This window comes from Bacillus manliponensis (genome assembly GCF_000712595.1).
In the GTDB taxonomy this organism is placed as follows: Bacteria; Bacillota; Bacilli; order Bacillales; family Bacillaceae_G; genus Bacillus_A; species Bacillus_A manliponensis.
Window position 1 is genome coordinate 1 of the sequence record NZ_JOTN01000020.1, and the last position, 19297, is coordinate 19297.

The window sequence follows — 19297 nt, forward strand, 5'->3', positions numbered from 1 at the left end:
AGCTGAAAATATGTTTAAAATCATTAGTAAAAAGGAAGATGGATATAAAATTGGGAGAGAAGCTCTAGATTTCTGTTGGAAATGGCTTGAAGGTGAAAAAATTGAAGCTGATAATTTGTGTAACTACATAGACAGTGAAGATTATGTAGATGTGGCCGAGTTTGCAAATAAAGAAACAGATGTACAAAAACAATATGCATGGTATGCAGTTTTAGATGCTGTGTCTTATACAACTTATCAAGCCTATCATAAGGAAGAAAGAAAATATGTTCCGCAAGTGGTTGAAATTATTGACGATGAAACATTAATAATATTAGGTGAAAATGCAATTGAATCTAGTTATTTCAAGATGGAAAATCTAGAAGTCTTAAAAAAACACTTATTGAAAAATTATTCATTAAACAATAGTATTAAAGGTTTTAATTATATAAAAAGAGAGAGCTTACCATTGACTTAAACAGATAAAAACCTTCTTCTTACTCTTGTATTTTGGATTTATTTATCTTTTAAAAGGTAATGAACATCATGAAAGAATGAGTTTTTGTATCAGCAAAAATGTATTTTATTAATCTGCTTACTGAATTTCAATTTCTTGTTAAAGCTCTTATTGTGTCCTTTTCTATTTTAATTACTTATAAGTCATTGAACTGTAAAGATAGAAGTATCATATTCTATAAATTCTTTTTAGCAGTTTACGCTATATGTATTTCCCTTAGTATTTTTACTGAACAATCATTTGAATTTATTGAGAAGTTTAATGACATCTACACATCAGTATTAGTCCTTCACACGGGATTGGTCTTATTTGTATTTGAAGAAAAAATAAGGAAAAAGAAAAATGTGTAAGGCGTCTGAAAGTTCATTGTAGAGTAACTATGTGTAACAATAAATCCATCGTTTGAAGCTTAGAACGATGGATTTATGTTAGAAAATGGTATGCTATTAGAAGGTATTGCGAAACTTACTAGAAAGGACTGGTATAATCATATAAAAAGGGGGCATACAATGAATTTACCAAAAATAATCAATAGTAAGATTCAAGAAACAGAAAGTTACTATGCTCTAACATCTAACATCCCTCACAACAAGTTTATTATAAGGGATGCAAGAGGGAATGATTATGGAGTAGACGTAGAAATTGAACTTATTGAGGGGCAATACTCTACTAATTTCCGTTCACATATTCAGTTGAAAAGTACTCAAAAGATGTTAAAGGAGAATAAAATATCATTCCCTGTGAGTATAAAAAACCTAAATTATTTGCTAAATCACCCACACTCAATTTACATTATATATTTAAAGAATGAAAAAATTTTTATGTGGGAATGGGTTTGGAAAATATACAAGTTTGCACTATCAAAAAATATAGAAACTTTGACAACTAAAAAAGAACAATTTAATTATCACTTTAATAAAATATTAAATAAAGACGCCTTTAATCTTATTTACAGTTCCCTTTTAAATGTTAACAAAAGTACTGTAGAAAGTAGGAAGAAATTATTAAATTCTGCTGAAAATAAAAGAATTCTAGAAATTCCGACTATTGATTATTCGCTTATCAAGATGAATGAATCAAAGGTTATTGGGAACCATAAAGATGAAATAATTATGGCAAATGAAGATAAAATTAGGTTAGCTAATAACTTAATTATCGAGGGAAACTATAAAAAGGCATTTGATATTTTTCAAGCACTTTTGATAATATACGAAACAGATTTTCTTTATAAAAAATGTATCGAATTACTACAGAAACAAAAAGATTATTCAAAATGTATAGATTATTGCGATGAATATTTGAATATATTTGGGGTTAATTTAGAGGTTTTACTAGTTAAGGGTATGTGTTTTTTTGAAGAAAATAATATTGATCAATCTATTATACAGTTTAAAAAATGTTTAGAGTTAGATAAAACGAAACTAGAAGTCCATATGAATCTGCTTCAATGTTATATTCTTACTGAAGATTATAGTAATATGTTTTATTATTTAAAAAGAATTGTTCAGATTGATGCATCGGCAATTACATTGTATTGTGAAATTGGTGATATGTTTAGATCTGTTAAACGCTACGAGTTAGCAATTGCATGTTATGAAGAGGGATTAAGGCATAACAATAAGGATAAAGTTTCTTATTTAGGATTAGCATTAACTTATACTTTGTCGAATCAATTTGACAAAGCATCAATATACTTTTTAATGTATGCAAGAAGAGAAAAAATACCGAATAATAAATCGGTGGTCATTGTTGATTTAGCATGGAATCAAACTAATTTTATAACTATTGAAAAATCAAGTGCGAGAAAAATAAAAGTACTAGTGAATGGTCAAACAGTTATAGACAATATTAGTACAGACAAAGATGGAGTCATCTTTATTGGGCAACTCCCGATTATAGATAGGGCTGGAGTTACTATGATGTTCCCTTGTCTAGGAAAAATTTATACAAATAAAAGGAACTTTCACCAGATTAAAAAACATATAACAAAAAAATTGAAACTACCTGAATTTTTTGGTAGGTACCAATATCTTGACTTTAATGAGATGATTACTGCTACAATTGAAGAAAGAGAACAGAACGTTTATATAGAATTAAATTTAAATGGCTATCAAGTAAATGGATTTACAGATGCTCCAAAGGATAGTTCCGAAAATAAGCTTGGATTTAAGAAATTTATTGAACTTTTTAATGAGTATGAACAGTGTAAACTAGTATTTCAGCACGAAGAGTTGTTAGATCAAATAAATATAACGCTTGTTAAAGAACAAATTAGATTAATTACTAATCGAATATAATAAGGGTTAGTAGCACTATATTTACAGGTATTGTAATGTTTAAATATTATGTGCTGACATATATAATTGAAATAATGTTAAATCAAAAATGAACATTTGAAAATAAAGTAAGCTTAACAATAAAGGAGGGCATATATGGGACATCAAATAGAATCAGGTTCAAAGCCACCGAAGATATTTATATCATATTCTTGGACCTCTCCCGATTACCAAGAAAAAGTTGTTGAACTTGCAAATCGTCTGATGGAAAATGGCATTGAAGTTATTATAGACGTTTGAGATTTAAAGCCTGGACATAGTATGTATGCTTTCATGGAAAGCATGATAACAGATTCAACAATTGATAAAGTATTAGTTCTATGTAATAAGTCGTATGCGGATAAAGCTAGCTCTTATGATGGTGGGGTAGGTACAGAAACACAAATTATAGGACCACAAATGTATAACCAAGTAAAACAAGAAAAGTTTATTCCTGTTATCTTAGAGAGGGAAGAACCAGAAAAAGATTATATTCCGATTCATATGGATGGTCGTATTTATATTGACTTAGATAGGCATTTTGAAAAAGGATATGAAGAGTTACTTCGATTGTTATACAAACAACCAATTTTGAGAAAACCTAAATTAGGTACTGCTCCAACTTACATATTTGAGGAAAAAAAACGAGATTTAAGGTAAGTGGTGTTTTATCTTCTATAAGAGATGCCATGGTTCGACAACCAGGAAGAGTAAAAGGGTTATGTTATGATTATAAACAAGCCTTTTTACAAGATTTAGAGTCGTATCGAATTACAGATGGGGAATTTTTAGAACCGTATGATGAACAAATCTATAATTTGATACATGAAATGGTACCTTTAAGAAATAACTATATCGAATTTTTGGAGCAATTATGTGGTAATGAAACATTGTTTGATATTAAAATCATAACAAGTTTACTTGAAGCTCTTCATGCTTTTTCTGGTCCTTTAGGTAGATCTGGTCCAGCTCAATTTGAACATTATAGATACTTTATTCATGAAATATTTTTATATACCACAGCAATATTAATTTCTAGGCAGATGTATAATAAACTAAATGAAATTTGTAAACATAGATACTTCGTAAAAAACATTCAGTATTATGAACTAGTAGATGGAAGCTATGGTATGTTTTATTTTTATTTACAGAGCTTAGTAGAGACTCGTAACAACAGGCTATCATTAAAACGAGTTAGTGTGCAGGCTGATCTAATAAAAGATTTATCGAGTTCTTCTAGGTATTCATGGGATAGTTTGATGGAAGCAGACTTTGTATTATATTATATACAAGATATACAAAATCTAGAAGGGAAGAAACAAGGAAGAGGAGGGTATTGGTATCCTGTAACTTCTGCTTATGTCCAATTCTCATATCCTACCATTTCGTTGTTACAAAGATTGAAATCTAAAGCACATTTTGATGATATTAAGAGCTTATTTTCTATTAAAGATGTAGAACATCTACAACGCATAATGCAGTTATCGTTAGAACAAGGGCGTGTATCAGGAGTTCCATCTTTAGCGCATATGTTACCAAACGAAATTGCTGTTTATTAGGATGATTTATAGGTGAATAAAATCATTCTAATAATAAGCTCACCATATATTGCTGGTTCACTGATTCGTATATAACTAAAATTTTTCGTTTTGGAATCCTTACGTAGCAGGGATTCTTTTTTATTAGTAAATAGGTAGTTTATAAAGATTGGTTGGCACTTTTGTATCCCAACATGGAAGTTGATATTTTTATAACAAAAGAGTAGAAGGATTTGTTTTGCTGGGCAAAATTTAAGTTTCTTTTTCAATAACCAATGCGAAAGTAGAAAGAGATTTTTAGTATTTATTTTTCGATATATCATTATATAAATAATTTAAAAAGTCAGGTGGATTATATACATGAATGAAATTTTGAAGCAAATTTCTAATTTTTTAGGATCAAAAAGTCACTCTCTAGAAGCCATCATATTATTTATCACAATATTTATAGCAGCTTGGCTAATTAAAGAATTTAGAGATACTTACAGTAAAGAAAAAGAGACATTACATTCGAATCAAATGCAAATGAAAGAAAAATTATCTAGAATTAAACTGTTTATTAATCTATTCGAAAAAAATGAAATAGAAATGAAAGAATTATTAGAAGCTATATTTGAGCTTAATGCGTATCTAGACTATAATAGATATAAGGAACTTAAAATAATTTTAGGAAAAGTGGATAGTAGTGAATTTTTAGAAGAACTAGATACGTTTACAACAGATTTATTAGAAGCATTGATGATTCAAACAAAGATAAATATTATAAATGATTATAGTATGGTTCAATTCATTGAAAAGTTCTGTAGAAAATGCAGAGATATTGTGCTTCCAATTATAGCTACATTGACTGTTTTATTCTGTGCTTATGTACTATTAATAATTATTGCTTCTGGTAAAACTCTCTCGTGGGGATTTCTACGTGTATACTTACTTGTATTTTGTTTATCATTTTCTTTATTCTTTATGAACTCATTGTTTAGCAAAAAATATAGTGTGAAATCTAAAATATCGTTGGCTATATTAACTGTTTTATTTATACCACCTATGTTCTTTCAAAACATTTATTGTCTAGTAATTACAATATTAGGTGTTTTTGGAGTTGTTCTTATGCAAAAATCCTGGAAAGGATATTGGATGAAATCTTAACATAACACAAAAATTTAATGTTTATTCTCGATGACGTGATTATAAACGCTAAAATTTATATATACGCATAAAATATATGTATGTTATAAATGGATACATGAAGCTACGGGATAATTATTTTTTGAAGCATAAGTTTTTCAATTAGGAAGACTTATGCTTCAAATCACAACACGCGAAAGAAGAGAGGGAGCAAACAGTATATAAAAAAGCAGGAAAATCAATAAACTTCAACTTTACATTAAATTCTTGTTTAATTGATATTTAAATAGATAGTAGAACATACATTTGATATAATTATTATATATCGGTGTATAATCTAATTTAGGAGTGTGTTTGTTATGAAACTATTTCATGGTACATCATATAAATTAGGAGATACAATTCTTAAGGAAGGTATAATTAAAATAGGTCAGCCAGCTTTTGATATTGTTACAGATTCTAATTATGTATATTTAACTAATAGAATAACTGTAGCTATGAACTATGGGCGTAAGAAGGCTGTTTTTTTAGATGAGGAACAATTTTATTTGTTTGAAATGGAATTAAACAAAGAGCAGCTACTCGTTGATTTTGATGAAGTTGAAATCTACAAAGATGGATTTAGTGAACAAAAAGCAGCAATTGAGAGTTTAAATGGTCAGTATACAGTGGAAAATACCCTTTCTATTTTGTATAGTGCTAGAGTAGATTTTGATATCAATTTACATAACTATAATTGTAAATATGCAACATTCTCTGTCGACGATATGGATTTTGATATAAATGAGGATATTTTTCAGAAAAATCTTAACGAACAGGAATTATTAAGAATCTATAATTCTATAACATGGCATTCTATTTAATAAAATTACATGTTTGGATGAACTGTTGAGTGAAATAGGAAATTTAAAAGTAGCTTAGCTATTAAGGTTTATCAATCGACTTTAGAGTATCAATTACTAATAGGTATTGTATTACTGATTTTTGCTGTAATAGCTGTGATAAGTCTTAGTTTAGATCTTGTTAAGGGAAAGTAATTTTATAATATACATATGTTTTTATTACGGTTAGGTAAGCCCCTCTTTATTTATTAACCATAATTAAATTATGGTTAACTATATATTAAAATTGTATTTAATGTAAACTTTGTAGAAATTTGTCGAATGAACACTTATTCTTCTATCCTTCTACTATATAAACAATTTATATATTAAATTGAGAAACAAATTAAAATCTAGAGTCTGTATTTATAATATTGCAGACTCTTATTATGTGCTAATAGTTTATTTGAGGTGATTTAGCTTGAGTAATAGAGAAAAACAAGTATTCCAAGAACGGGTTGAACAGCATAAAGAAAAAATGCCCTGGTATATTATTGAATATGTGGAAGAAAAGACAAACCTCTCCCCTGCCACTTTGTATGGATATTTAATTGAATACGAAATATTTTTAAAGTGGCTCATCGATTCTAGGTTAGCGTCTCCAAATGGTGAAATTGTAAAGGGAATATATGAAGTCCCTATCGAGGCATTGGAGAAATTACCATTAAAACAGGCAAAACGCTTTAAAAGTTATTTGGAACGTCAAGGAAATGGTACAAAAGCTGTAATTCGTACATTTTCTGCTTTGAAATCATTATTTAACTACTTAACGAAGCACACTGAAGATGATGTTACTGGAGAATGTTATTTTTATCGAAATGTAATGGCAAAGATTGAGCTTCACAAAGAAAAAATTGATTCATCTGCACGTGCAGCGGTAATTGCAGATATGATCTTCCATAACAATGACGAAACAAAGTTCATGCATTTTTTAGCTCATGATTATGAGTTAATATTACAGGAGAAGTCGCCTAAAAAGTTACATTATTTTAAACGTGATAAAGCGCGTGATATAGCCATTTTAAGCCTGATATTGGGAACTGGACTTCGAGTATCAGAAGTAGCAAGTTTAAGAGTGTCTGATATCAACTTCCGTACAAGAAAAATTTGGGTCACACGAAAAGGTGATAAAAAATCCTCTATCCTTGCAACGCGAACAGCATTAGATGATGTACAAGAATATTTAAACGCACGTTTCAAATCATATAAATGTACTGAAGATGAAGATATACTATTTGTAACAGCATACAAAGGCTCATACTCGCAGATTTCAGTCAATGCAATACAAAAGCTTACTGCTAAGTATACGCAGGCGTTTGATGAGAAAAAAAGCCCTCACAAGCTGCGTCATACATATGCAACGAATCATTATAATGAAAATAAGGATCTTGTTCTATTGGCCAACCAACTTGGCCACACTTCAATGGAAACATCCTCTCTTTATACAAATATAGATGATACAAAGCGTCGTGAAGCAATTGAGAGGTTAGAAAAAAGGCAACTAGAAGAATAAATTTAAAACCCAAATGACATATAGTAGTTTGATATTTAAAAAAGCTGAATTTTATGTATAAAAAATTCAGCTTTTTTATTATTATTCTTAGTTATAATTAGAATTCGTTGCGAGTAATTAAATCAATTCTAACTATTTGCCACATTTTAAGAGGGATTTATTGACTCTAATCAATCATAATATTTTGCCCATAAAGGACGGGGTACGGTGTAGTTAGCTTGATGGACTGTGTAAAATTCAGCATGTGATCCATCAAAACATAATTCTTTTTACCATTCAGTAAGCTTTTTCATAAATAAAGCTGTCCACAGTCCAGAGACACCAAATACTTTATTCGATTGTTTTATCTCTTTCATTCTACGTATTTCTACTTCCGAAAAGTCTCTAAAAATGACTCTAAGTTTTGCATCTGTAAAACCTAATCCACCTTTAAGACTTTGTAGTTTATATACTTCCCAATCCGTTATATCTGCCCCACCTAATTCTCCGCCTTGAACAAAACAAGTGATTGCAAAATAACCACCTGGTTTTAAAGCTTTTTTAACCAAATTTATATAATTCATTCTTCTGTGTGGAGCAATATGATGAAAGCATCCTGAATCATACACAATATCGTATGTACCTTCTTCAATTTGCAAGTCAAAGATATTGTTATAAATAAAATTTACATGTAAATTTTTTTCTTTTGCCCGTTCGGTTGCCCATTGAATTGATTCCTTTGATAAATCTACTGCATCAACTAAGCATCCTTTTTCAGCAAAGTAAATTGCATTTCTGCCTGGACCGCATCCAAGTTCAAGAACTTTCCCTGGATTAAGTAATTTTTTCTCGAAATAATAAACTAGATTCTCATCTGGTTTATTAGTAAAAAAGGGGACTCCTTTTTCACGATTTGAATAAAAATTATCCCAGAATTGAGTTGGTTCACGCAATAATGAATCTAACATATCTAATAAATCTTCATAACTACTAATTGTTTCTCTCACAATAACCCCTTCTTTCCAATTAAATCTTACATTCTAATTGTACTAACAATTAGAATGATTCGTGTTTCATAGGGGTTAACAACACTTTAAATTCAAATAAGTTTGAATTCTCTACACATTCCTCTTTATGCTAATTTAACGCACATAAAGATACCTAATTTTCCTTTTATATTACTTTAAAAGTATTTACCTTACTCTGTCTGAAAATCCAATCAAACAATTGGAAATACCCTTAGAATTAGAATTCTATTTTGATTTTCCGGAATTTTCTTTACAATTGTTGCGATAATATTACAAACGGAGTAGCTATATATTCTCATTAAATAAAGATGTTTCTTTGGTAATTTACATAAATTTCATTATCTGTAGTAAGAAAATGAGCACATCCCTTATTGAGATATCACCAATTTGTACCAAGCTAATACTTTGAAGTCTTTAAAGTATTAGCTTATTACATTTTGCTATGGGAATTTAGCTCATTTTTTCGTTTTGGGGGTAACTTGTTTTCTTAGCTTGATGGGCATGGGGTCACCATACCATTTCGGGGAAATTGTACGATTTTCCTGAAATGATATAGTGACTCCTACAAGGAATCTGTCTGCCCTCCCTAACATCCGACAAAAATAAGTTAATGTTACTCACCTCAAAACTTCCACCACGGTTTTCTCTTTTCTAATATCAACCTTTTCACTTCTTGCATTTCTCTAAATGTAAGCATAAGGTGTTTATCACGTTCTTTTTCCTCTCTTGTCTTCTCTTCTATAATTTTACTTTGCTGCTCAATTAATTTATTTTGTTGTTCAATGCGCTCACCCAGTCTCTGTTCCATCTCAAACATACTTGTTTGCTGTTCCTGGTGTAATTGTCTTATCATAGCGCTATACTGCTCTTGTAACATATTTTGCACTTGTATAGGAATAATACCTGGTTCTCCTGATTCCTCTTTATCAATTTTACACATCTGCTTCGTGAGTATTTTTGCTGCTTTTTCCAATGTTATCCCGTCAATCCTACTTAACTCCGCTAACTGTTCAACAAGAATAACGTCATATTCTGTGTACTCTCTTCTACCATGACTATCTTTTTTAGCTGCGTAGCCTTCTCGCTCAAAACATCCATATACTTTCTTAAAGTACTTCCACTGATCCCTAAGCGATTATATACCTCACTAGAGGTATATATGATTTCTACATTTGACATAGCACTATAGCACCTCCCTCTATTAATTATTCCATAATCGGCCTTTGAATCCTGAAATTACTAATCGACCATGCGTGCATAGCCCTTGCTGAACTTTGTCTAAACAAGAAGTACTGCTGTAGCGCCACGACATTTTAAACGATAAACACAATAAGTTACGAATAAAGGTAACTTAATAAATGATAATTAAAAGCATATTGATGTGAATATAGCGCAATGTTTGTTACTATAAACTCAAGAATATTAGTAAATAGGAGTGAGCAAATGAAGGCGACTGGTATTACACGCAGAGTTGACGAACTAGGCCGAATTGTAATCCCAAAAGAGTTACGAAGAACATTAAACATCGATATAAAAGATCCTATTGAAATTTTCACAGAGGAAGACGGCATTATCCTTCGAAAGTATGAATCTCAAATGGCTTGTATGGTCACTGGTGAGCTTTCTAATGAAAACATCTCACTATGTGACGGGAAGGTTAATTTAAGCTCAAGAGGAGCGAAGATGCTATTAGAGGAATTAGAGAGGTACTTGGGAATAAAAAAGTAGCTTTACTAGAGTGAAAAAACAGTTCATTGTCTGTTTTTTTAATATGTAGTATAATAAGAGTGAAAATTAACACTCTACAGGTTTTAACTGATAAATTCAGTGCATAATAAATAAAAGACGGAATGCTGCTAACATCCCGTCTGATCTGTAACTGCTGCCGTTTGGTGGTTGGTTGCAAAAATAGTTATTTCTTGCGTTTTGAACCACCTTTATTTGTCTTGGCGGACGGGGTGGTTCTTTTACTTTTATTGCTGTTATTCCCAACAAACTTATTTGCATAAGCTGTTGCGAAAACTGTTACGAACACTGTAACAACGATGTTTACAGTCTCTTGCAATAGTTGAAGTAAAAAATCCATGACGGTTTCACCTCCTTCCCCTCTAAAATCAGAGAAAGAAAGGATGCAACCTCCCACCACACGTCTACAGTTACTCCCACGATTATATCATATCTCCCTTGGTTACCGTATCAAAATTTAGTACGATATAGTAGTTTGACATCAGACGTTTTAACTATCACAAATAAGGATCACAACTATTATGCTGCGATCCTTGTTTGATAACTCGTTTTAAAATAAATCAACCACCATAATCTCCATGTTCTGCTTTAAATACCTTAATATCGTTATGTTCTTTAGGACTATAAATACCAAATGTTAATGCAAAGACCGTTAGTATACCTAATACTTTAGTTACTGTTTTTTTCATTTTAAAGCCTCCTTATTAAACAATTTTTCTCTAACTTTCGAACTTAAATAAAAGTACTTACTTGCTTTTTCAGAAAGATTTTCTTCATAGCATCTTATTGCTAATTTCTCTTGATACTCTTGAATATAATCAAATAGTTCTTCTCTTTCGAAGTATTCAATCCCTTTAAGAATTGTATCTTCTAAAGCGTTTACATCTACGTTTTCATTTAGCGATTTTAAAATCAAGAAATGATGCTGATACCCTTCGATTTGCGATTCATTACAAATTTTTAATCCTTTTTCAATAAGTTCAGCTGCAGTCTCATGTTCTTGTCGCTTATAATGCTCTCTTGCTTTTACATATAGTGCTTTATAATGCTGCGGTGATTTTTCAATTACTTCAGAAAGGTATCGTATCGCCAATTCAGATAGATTTTGCGTTGAATACATCCAACCTAAGTTGTGACGAACCATAATCACAAATTTTTCTACACCGATTTTTTGAAATCTATCCATAGCTGCCGCAAAATGTTCTTCAGCTAAAGCTCATTCTTTAAGATTCATACAAGATAATCCTAGAATATTATCACAAAAAGCCACATTTAATTCATAGCCCTCATAATTTGAATACATATCTTTTGCTTTTGTTGCATACTTAATAGATTCCAGAGCTTGTTGTATATCATAATGAAAAGTAGCTAATTTAAAGTAAAATTCAGCTTGCTCAAGTTGGTCAGAAACATATTTCAAAAACCCTTCAGCTTTCTCATAATATTCTTTAGCTAAATGCAAGTTACCTATCTCATTAGAATGTATAGCTTTGAAGAAATGATAATAATAAGTTAAGAAGTTATCGGTTGGCTTTTCGAATGAATCTATTTTATCGAAACTTCCCTTAGATAAACCTAGATTATCTATTAAATAGTTATAACGAAACTCTAATAGGGAATAGTAGAGTAATAAATTTTGATCCTGGGACTCCTTATCGTTCTAATTTTTAAATATACCTATCTTTAAGTCTATTTCCTTTTTTAGATGTTCCGCATTACTAATACGTCTTGATCTAATTTCTAAATACCATTCATTTAACAACTGCGTTATCTTTTCTTTTGTGGTATCTGTAACCATGTGAACCCTCCTAATCATCCTTATAATATCTCTTATAATTAATAACAACAGAAAATTCTAATTCTAAATTTCGGATGCAAAGAAATCCAACTTTCTCAAAAATTTACAAACAATTTATTCTTTTGAGAAGAACACGGTGAAGTCAAAGCTGATGTTGTGGGTGAACAAGAAGTACCGAAGAGTATAATAGAGATAAACCAATCCCTCTACCTAATAATTAGGTAGAGGGATTGGTTTATTATCTGCTACTAAATTTTTTAAACAAGGAAACAACCAAAGCACCTAGAAGAAAAAGGACTCCAATCGTAAGGACGATACCTACACCACTTAAAGAAGTAAACACAATCCATCACACCTTTTCAGTTTAATACGTAGCAACTGTAAAAGAACCTGATGAAGTGGAAACAGTAGTTTTCACATGTTTACTCGTATATGCTACAACCCCATTATAAGCTCCCTTCATATCTGAATACAAATAGTCTCTATTATAAGCAGTATCTGATAATGTATCACTGAAAACTCTACCTACACCACCTTGTCCAATTGCACCATATGCATTAATCGTAACAGAGTTAGTAATTTTTTTGCTTTTCCTGACTGCATTTGAGTTGAATAATATGCCCCGTATGTGTGATTAACATAGCCGATATCATCCCAAACATAACCATTAATTCTTGCTGAACCCCCTGCTCCAGAACCTAATTTATTAAAATATCGAGAATCCTTTGCAAGAGTTGACATTTCTGATTCCCCGAATACCGGCGAGTCAGCATATGTTTTTACGAAATCAGCATCCTCTTTTGAGAATTCCACATTGTAAGGAGATTTTTGATTAATCTCTTCGAATCTTTCAATAATTTGTTCTTCTGTAAGTAATACTGGATTTGCCGCCTCTGCATTTGCGCTTTGTGGCAACGTTCCCATAGTCATCATACCTAACGTTAAAGCAAGTGAAGATACACCGATTTTTTTCATTAAATTTTTCATGTTTTATTCAACCTTTCTATCCTAATGTTTTTTCCTAAAAACAAATTTGCTAATTAAAAAATAGCATTATTTTCTATGTAATCACCTCTTTGTTAATTAAGAAATTCGGTACATTTAAAACATAAAACAACATTCGGACAATATAAATATTTGTAATTTTATAAATATTTATATTGTCCGAATGTTCTGTCATTATTAATTGTCATTAACTTAGCTAATAGGGATTGTAGACAAACAGAAAAGACCCACCTAGTATATAGGCGGGCTCCCAAACATGTAGATGAACCTACAAAGGATGTTTTTGCCCCCGAAAAAGGCGAATACTTCTTAAAACTAATATTGTACAAAAGTGAACGTTTATATTACAAAACAAGCTACTTTGCCCCTAAACGTAGCTACGCTGGTACTGAGCCAAATAAGGGTGAATCCTAAATTAATTTACGCTTAATTTGTTTCTTTTTCTCCAAAAACACAAACTCCCTTCTATCTAAATTTAGAGAAATATAACAAGAGATACAATATATCTATTCTACCTTGAATTCATTTTAAATGCGCCATAGCACCATAACGCTTATATTTATCACTCCGAATTCATATGCTACCAACAATTACAATACACTAGAGTTCTTCTAGTTCATTTGTTATGAATTCTTCTACAGCTTCTAGCAAATCCCCTTTTACAACGGTTAACGGCAATAAAAAAACCGCCTTTTTTTCTAAATCTTCCTTCTTATAACGAATTAAAGATTGAAATTCTATTTTTGGGATACCTTGTTTCTCAATATAACGATAAAACTCCATTTTATAATTAAATTTCAACTCACTATCCGTTTTCCCCTCCATTATCTCCTTTAAGCTATATAATTTTTCTGGGAACTTACTAAGCGGTAGCTTTTTAACAGTTCTGTCTTCCAAATCAACTGAGGAATATTTGTTTTTTGCTTGTTCTATCGCTATACTTTTAAACAAATCGAAAGATAAATCATCTTCTCCAGTAGAACTTGCTAGCTGTTGTAATTTCCTCCTGGAGCTTTCACTCAAATCATGAAATAAATACCTATTTTTCGAAACAACTATAGATGTATTTTCTAATATGTATTTCCCAAAGCTACTTCTCGAAAATAACTTTCGTTTAGTGAACAAATGATCCTGGCCACTATCAGATTCATGCAATTGTAAAGCTTTCTTTGCTACCGAATTAATATATATGTGAGAGATAACAGGAGCTATGTTCTTTTGAATGTAATCATAACTACAACTTAAATAATCTGCCATTTCGCTAATTGTCATATCAAAATCTGTTTCAATTAAATCCAAGTACACAGAAGCTATATCTTCTAATGACAATCCCTTTCCGGCAATTTTAATAGATGTATTCCCCAATTTTATCCATCTCTCCCGTTCGTAAGTTACAATTATTGGTAACTTATTTATTATATCATTTATTAAAGGGATAAAAACAAAAAACATCATATTTTCAGTAAGGAGAATTGTTGAATTCGAATAATAGCCTTATATAATTTGATAAATATTTATTTTCAGATAATATTACTGTTATTTGTAATATTTCATGGTATCATTCATGGTGTAATTTGTAAAAAAATAACAGGAGGGATTAAGTATTATGCTCAAAAAGTTGTTTGTATTAGTTTTATCTTTATTTATTGCTATTCCAGCTTTTCAACCTAGTGTAACTCACGCTGCAGAGAATGATAACAAACAAGAAACTATGACTCTTTACAAAGGAATGGAATTACCGAATGGTGAATTACCCTTGTATGCACCAAATTTAAGTCCAGATGTAATGGGATTAGATCCTATTAATAGTTATGTTCCAGGCCCTGAACCTTGTGGGACATATTGCGGTTGGGTAAGACAAACTGGATATAAATATACTGCTGATACAAGCGTTCCTACATTACCAGCTGGATTCAACTTACTAAAAGATAGTGCTGCAAGATGGATTTATGCACCGATTGGCGATTTATTTTTAGCTTATGATATTGCTGTGTATATTGACAATCTTTTAGCGAATCATAGAAAGTCATATGGAACTATCGGAATTTATAAAAACCCTAAAGCTAAGCAATGGGTTGGTTTATGGACTGTCTTTGATGCTTCAGGACGTTTAGTATATTCCAAGTATGGATGGGTAAGTAATAAACCTATTAACCCTTAAAGAAAAAGAGACTGTGCTTGTTACACAGTCTCTTTTTCTTTAAATATTTGTTGTAATGAAAATAAATATGATATTGCTAAAAGTAACAAAAATAATAAAATTTTTAATGTTTGTGTCATGGGTAAGAAGAATATTAAAAGAATAAAAGCTATAGGAATAATTTCTTTATAATGTTTTTTTAGAGATTTGCTATGATCTAATTTATAATCTTCAATATAAATTGTAAGTACACCCAAAAGAAGAAAAACTGTTGATAGAATTGTATCCCCTTTATTAAGGGCATACATTACTAAACCGATTGACCAAAATACATACCTTAGTGACGAAAAAATGATTCGTTTTTTAAAGTTCATATATACTCCCTTGTATAATTTTATTTTATTAATTCTAACACATTTAGTCTTATTTTTAAGACAATAATTTATTTCTCAAACCAACACAATATTCCAATTTATTGCTAAATATTTACAAATTATGCGAAATAATTGTATTATAATATCATATTTTGCAATTATTAAATTTTAATCATTCTTTATCATCAATAATGCCAATCATTTCATCAAAGAATATTAGATTAATAATTCAATAACAACAAAGCATATAAAACTTTAAATAAATATCTTATGTCCATCAACTTTTTTATTAAAGGTTATAAGTATGCTAACCAATTTTTAACATATTTTAACAATATAATTACTAAAAAGAAAGGAGATTGAAAAGATAAAAAATATTAAACACCTTAGTATTTTCTATTCGCAAGAAGTATCTGTAGGCACAATTGGTTTATAGTTCAACAGCTACGTATGGTTTAAATAATGAAATAGGGAATATCATAGCAAATTAAATTATTATAACCCTATTAAAAGCTAAACTTTTAGAAGAAGGAGTTGCAGAATGAAAAAATCAAATTTCAAGAAAAATTTATTGATTATGGGTAGTTTATTTACATTTAGTTTTTTTCCTACTACAATGAATGTTTTTGCAGATACTATAGAAACTGACAACATTAAAATACAAACTGAAGATAATACTATGAAACAAGAAAGTGAAAATAGTATTGATCCTGTTGTTTTACAGGATGGTCCAAATGATGGAACTAATGATCCAGCTAGTGTTCAATTAGAAATTAGAAAAATTTCGGACAATCCATACATTTTACATTCCTTGGCACCAGGTAAATGGAACTGGATAGGAGATCACTCATTTAAGAGTCAATCAAAAACATTCTATTCTGGTGGGGGAGACCTTATGATTTATGTTTCACAACCAAATATCGGCCCAGGATTCCAATGGAAGTATAGATTAGAAGAGGAAGACCCTGCGTTTAATGATACAGTAAAAGCATTTGACTTAACTAAAGGTGCGGGTACGTACGAATTGATTTTCAAAGTAGGAAGCTTTGTTGATGGCGATAATGGTAAAGCTGAATTAGTCTTAAAGAAATTAACTAATCCAGCTTATAGTGTAGATACAAGTTGGTATGATTGATAACTATTAAATAAAAAAGCTGATTTTCTAATTCAAATCAAAAGGAAAATCAGCTTTTTTATTTAATATTAGAGTAGAGTATAATTGTTTGGGATATACGGATTATTTTAAAAAACAAAAAAGTAAAACGATATTAGTTTGATATGCTCTTTAACAACAATAATCTTATAGAATCAAAAGATTACAACAATCACCTGGTATACCATAAGATTTTTCTTTTATATAAAATTATATATGTAAAGAAAAGTGCAAGGAGGTTATTATGAAGCAAGATTTCAAGAAGAAAATGATACAGAAGAAATATAGGAGTCGTACAAAGCGAAGAAAAATTAGTAAAAAAGAAAAAATAGAAGCATTAATTATAATAATTATTATTACTTTATTTATTTTTCTAAACCTTATTTTTAAGGGATTTTAAATTAACAAAAATCAATCGCAAAAAACCCATACGTAGATTTGTTATTCAAAAGGAGGGAGATTATAATTTTGAAAAGATTCATATGTATAATTTTGCTGATTATAACTTCTACTGGGTGTAGCTTACAAGAAAAACCTAATGAAAAGCAGGTGCCTGTAGTAGGGGAAATTATTATTAATGAGAAAAGATATGAAATGATGGTAGGAAAATATAGATGGAATGGAGATGAAACAAAGATTAGGAAAGTTGATGCTGCCTCACCTGTTGAAATCGCTAAAGAATTTGACAACATAAAGCTAGAAAAATCTAAAAAGATTGATATTGCCATCCCAAATACTCCTGGTATTACTGTATATCAATGGAGCCAAGAAGGAGATATAACAGAAATTCCTATAACCAAAAATCAAATTACTGTCCCATCAATTAATGGTCATTACATTTATGAAGTAGTAGGGAAATGGGATGACGGAGAAGCATCTTATATTTTTGATATAGATGTTAAATAACTCCTAAAAAACTTTTTAAAAGTACCAATATTGAGTGTATTTATGTAGAATACGGCGAAGTCAAAGTTGACTAAAGTAACTCCATTTTGAACAACTTTTTCAAAATGGAGTTACTTTCTTTTCTAAGAATAAGATTTTATAAAAAATAGTGATTTGACATCAAGTGCTTTTAAAATCATAAAATAATACTGATATCGTTCATCTTGGTTTGTGATAAGATCCCCTCCACCTAATCTATCAATTGATATGCACGATCTGTTATATCGGGTTTCTCAACTGTCAGTATGTTATCCTGGACTAGAGAGTCAAGATAAGAACAAACAGAAACATATATTTTAGGTTTACCTGTTGTGTACCTTTGAGAGTATGCTCCATGATTCTTAATAAGCAATTCGCAAATAACCCTAGCACTTGAAACGTTATTTTTTATATAATTTAAAGCTTCATCTTTTAAATAAGATGATAACGATGAGGATTCCTGTTTATTATACCCACTACGATTTCTTATATTTTGTTTAGTAAACTCAACATTTTCATCAAATAGCCCGAAAGAAAATTGCTCATCTTCATTAGTTAATTTATAATCAAATTCATCTTGTTCATCAGCATCTTGCTCCTGTTGTTCTTTTTGGTTTTCTCGCCTTAATAAAAATTCACGTATTTGGTCACGTAATCTTTTTATTTGTCGATCTAACAAAGGAACTTCAGCCTCTAAATGCGTTGCTATATCTTTAGGGAAAATATAATTATCAGGTATAGTTGGAAAAACCTCACTTATGCTCCAACTATTATTTATTTTAAATAATAGTTCATCCATTTCATAATCAATTTCATAGAATCCCTGTTTTATTTCTCGAACAATAGAACCGGGTATTCCTGTATGTTGTTCGAAATGATCAATTCCAAACCGTCTCACTTCATTAGTTCTTTTATGCTTGACGATATATTGGTATCGCAATGGACGGCCGCATTCACATTTCGTTTCCGGATTCACAAATCCGTTGTCTATGTATTCCTCCAAAACCCATTCATCTAGTAACATTTCTAATTCTTCATTTGTAGCATTTGCTGGCAATACTACCCCTTTATCTTTTGCCATAATGTTTGCAAAAACAGTTTTTTTACCACGTTTTACATGTTCTTGAATAAATTCTTTTTGTTTAGAGGAAATAGAATTTAGAATCCCCTCTCTTTCTTCTTTACTAAGAATTGCATTCATGCCCCATCCCCCTTTAATTTTATTTAATAGAAATCGGCTGTTTATTCGGAAACAACTAATTCATCGCTTCAACAGTTAAAA

20 protein-coding genes and 2 pseudogenes are annotated in these 19297 nt (G+C 30.3%); 13 read left to right on the forward strand and 9 right to left on the reverse strand.

What is annotated here, in order from left to right:
* The 8 genes from BAMA_RS18525 to xerS all read left to right on the forward strand — a co-directional run.
* Positions 1-457 (forward strand): Imm6 family immunity protein (locus BAMA_RS18525; protein ID WP_034642218.1); only part of this gene is annotated, 457 nt, incomplete at its 5' end.
* A gap of 548 nt (positions 458-1005) precedes the next feature.
* Positions 1006-2793, forward strand: a complete 1788-nt coding sequence (locus BAMA_RS18530) for a DUF4365 domain-containing protein (protein ID WP_034642220.1) — start codon at positions 1006-1008, stop codon at positions 2791-2793.
* 135 nt (positions 2794-2928) lie between these two features.
* Complete coding sequence (locus BAMA_RS25235; protein WP_235184478.1) at positions 2929-3072, forward strand: SEFIR domain-containing protein; 144 nt, start codon at positions 2929-2931, stop codon at positions 3070-3072.
* 33 nt (positions 3073-3105) lie between these two features.
* Entirely contained in the window at positions 3106-3471 is a 366-nt protein-coding gene (locus tag BAMA_RS25240) for a TIR domain-containing protein (RefSeq protein ID WP_235184479.1), read from the forward strand.
* 29 nt (positions 3472-3500) lie between these two features.
* Positions 3501-4370, forward strand: coding sequence for a hypothetical protein (locus BAMA_RS25245; protein WP_034642222.1), 870 nt, complete (start codon positions 3501-3503; stop codon positions 4368-4370).
* 339 nt (positions 4371-4709) lie between these two features.
* The gene (locus tag BAMA_RS18545; protein ID WP_034642224.1) at positions 4710-5495 is read left to right on the forward strand and encodes a hypothetical protein; all 786 of its coding nucleotides are present in this window, start codon (positions 4710-4712) and stop codon (positions 5493-5495) included.
* A gap of 338 nt (positions 5496-5833) precedes the next feature.
* The gene (locus tag BAMA_RS18550) at positions 5834-6337 is read left to right on the forward strand and encodes a hypothetical protein (RefSeq protein WP_034642225.1); all 504 of its coding nucleotides are present in this window, start codon (positions 5834-5836) and stop codon (positions 6335-6337) included.
* Positions 6338-6776: 439 nt separating this feature from the next.
* Positions 6777-7868 carry a tyrosine recombinase XerS gene (gene xerS, locus BAMA_RS18555; RefSeq protein ID WP_034642226.1) on the forward strand — a complete coding sequence of 364 codons (1092 nt, stop codon included), beginning with the start codon at positions 6777-6779 and terminating at the stop codon, positions 7866-7868.
* 269 nt (positions 7869-8137) lie between these two features.
* On the opposite strand, the gene BAMA_RS18560 is transcribed toward xerS, so the two are convergent.
* Together BAMA_RS18560 and BAMA_RS18565 are read right to left on the reverse strand one after the other, a co-directional pair.
* Positions 8138-8854, reverse strand: coding sequence for a class I SAM-dependent methyltransferase (locus tag BAMA_RS18560; RefSeq protein WP_034642227.1), 717 nt, complete (start codon positions 8852-8854; stop codon positions 8138-8140).
* Between the two features lie 643 nt (positions 8855-9497).
* Positions 9498-10054: pseudogene (locus BAMA_RS18565) on the reverse strand (MerR family transcriptional regulator).
* 264 nt (positions 10055-10318) lie between these two features.
* On the opposite strand from BAMA_RS18565, the gene BAMA_RS18570 reads away from it, so the two are divergent.
* Positions 10319-10603 carry an AbrB/MazE/SpoVT family DNA-binding domain-containing protein gene (locus tag BAMA_RS18570; protein ID WP_034642228.1) on the forward strand — a complete coding sequence of 95 codons (285 nt, stop codon included), beginning with the start codon at positions 10319-10321 and terminating at the stop codon, positions 10601-10603.
* 184 nt (positions 10604-10787) lie between these two features.
* Here the strand turns inward: BAMA_RS18570 and BAMA_RS24985 are convergent, their stop codons facing one another.
* From BAMA_RS24985 to BAMA_RS18585, 5 genes and pseudogenes are all read right to left on the reverse strand, one after another.
* Positions 10788-10961, reverse strand: coding sequence for a hypothetical protein (locus tag BAMA_RS24985; RefSeq protein ID WP_200874700.1), 174 nt, complete (start codon positions 10959-10961; stop codon positions 10788-10790).
* Between the two features lie 220 nt (positions 10962-11181).
* The gene (locus BAMA_RS25440) at positions 11182-11310 is read right to left on the reverse strand and encodes a hypothetical protein (RefSeq protein WP_265182753.1); all 129 of its coding nucleotides are present in this window, start codon (positions 11308-11310) and stop codon (positions 11182-11184) included.
* Positions 11307-12419: pseudogene (locus BAMA_RS18575) on the reverse strand (response regulator aspartate phosphatase). Before BAMA_RS18575 ends, BAMA_RS25440 begins: the two are co-directional and overlap by 4 nt.
* Positions 12420-12944: 525 nt before the next feature.
* Complete coding sequence (locus BAMA_RS18580; RefSeq protein WP_235184480.1) at positions 12945-13406, reverse strand: hypothetical protein; 462 nt, start codon at positions 13404-13406, stop codon at positions 12945-12947.
* Between the two features lie 618 nt (positions 13407-14024).
* The gene (locus BAMA_RS18585; protein ID WP_034642229.1) at positions 14025-14789 is read right to left on the reverse strand and encodes a hypothetical protein; all 765 of its coding nucleotides are present in this window, start codon (positions 14787-14789) and stop codon (positions 14025-14027) included.
* A gap of 241 nt (positions 14790-15030) precedes the next feature.
* Here BAMA_RS18585 and BAMA_RS18590 point away from each other — a divergent pair, with 241 nt between their 5' ends.
* On the forward strand, positions 15031-15585 hold the full coding sequence (locus BAMA_RS18590; RefSeq protein ID WP_034642230.1) for a hypothetical protein: 555 nt from the start codon (positions 15031-15033) through the stop codon (positions 15583-15585).
* A 20-nt stretch (positions 15586-15605) separates the two neighbouring features.
* On the opposite strand, the gene BAMA_RS18595 is transcribed toward BAMA_RS18590, so the two are convergent.
* Entirely contained in the window at positions 15606-15938 is a 333-nt protein-coding gene (locus BAMA_RS18595; RefSeq protein WP_034642231.1) for a hypothetical protein, read from the reverse strand.
* Positions 15939-16479: 541 nt separating this feature from the next.
* Between BAMA_RS18595 and BAMA_RS18600 the strand changes: the two genes are divergently transcribed.
* The 3 genes from BAMA_RS18600 to BAMA_RS18605 all read left to right on the forward strand — a co-directional run bounded on the left by BAMA_RS18600 (position 16480) and on the right by BAMA_RS18605 (position 17997).
* Positions 16480-17073, forward strand: a complete 594-nt coding sequence (locus tag BAMA_RS18600) for a hypothetical protein (protein WP_084158057.1) — start codon at positions 16480-16482, stop codon at positions 17071-17073.
* A gap of 262 nt (positions 17074-17335) precedes the next feature.
* Positions 17336-17491, forward strand: a complete 156-nt coding sequence (locus BAMA_RS24990) for a hypothetical protein (protein WP_200874701.1) — start codon at positions 17336-17338, stop codon at positions 17489-17491.
* 68 nt (positions 17492-17559) lie between these two features.
* Positions 17560-17997, forward strand: coding sequence for a hypothetical protein (locus BAMA_RS18605; protein ID WP_051759021.1), 438 nt, complete (start codon positions 17560-17562; stop codon positions 17995-17997).
* A gap of 229 nt (positions 17998-18226) precedes the next feature.
* Here the strand turns inward: BAMA_RS18605 and BAMA_RS18610 are convergent, their stop codons facing one another.
* Positions 18227-19216: a DUF3895 domain-containing protein gene (locus BAMA_RS18610; RefSeq protein WP_034642232.1), complete on the reverse strand. Its 990-nt coding sequence runs from the start codon at positions 19214-19216 to the stop codon at positions 18227-18229.
* Positions 19217-19297 lie beyond the last annotated feature (81 nt).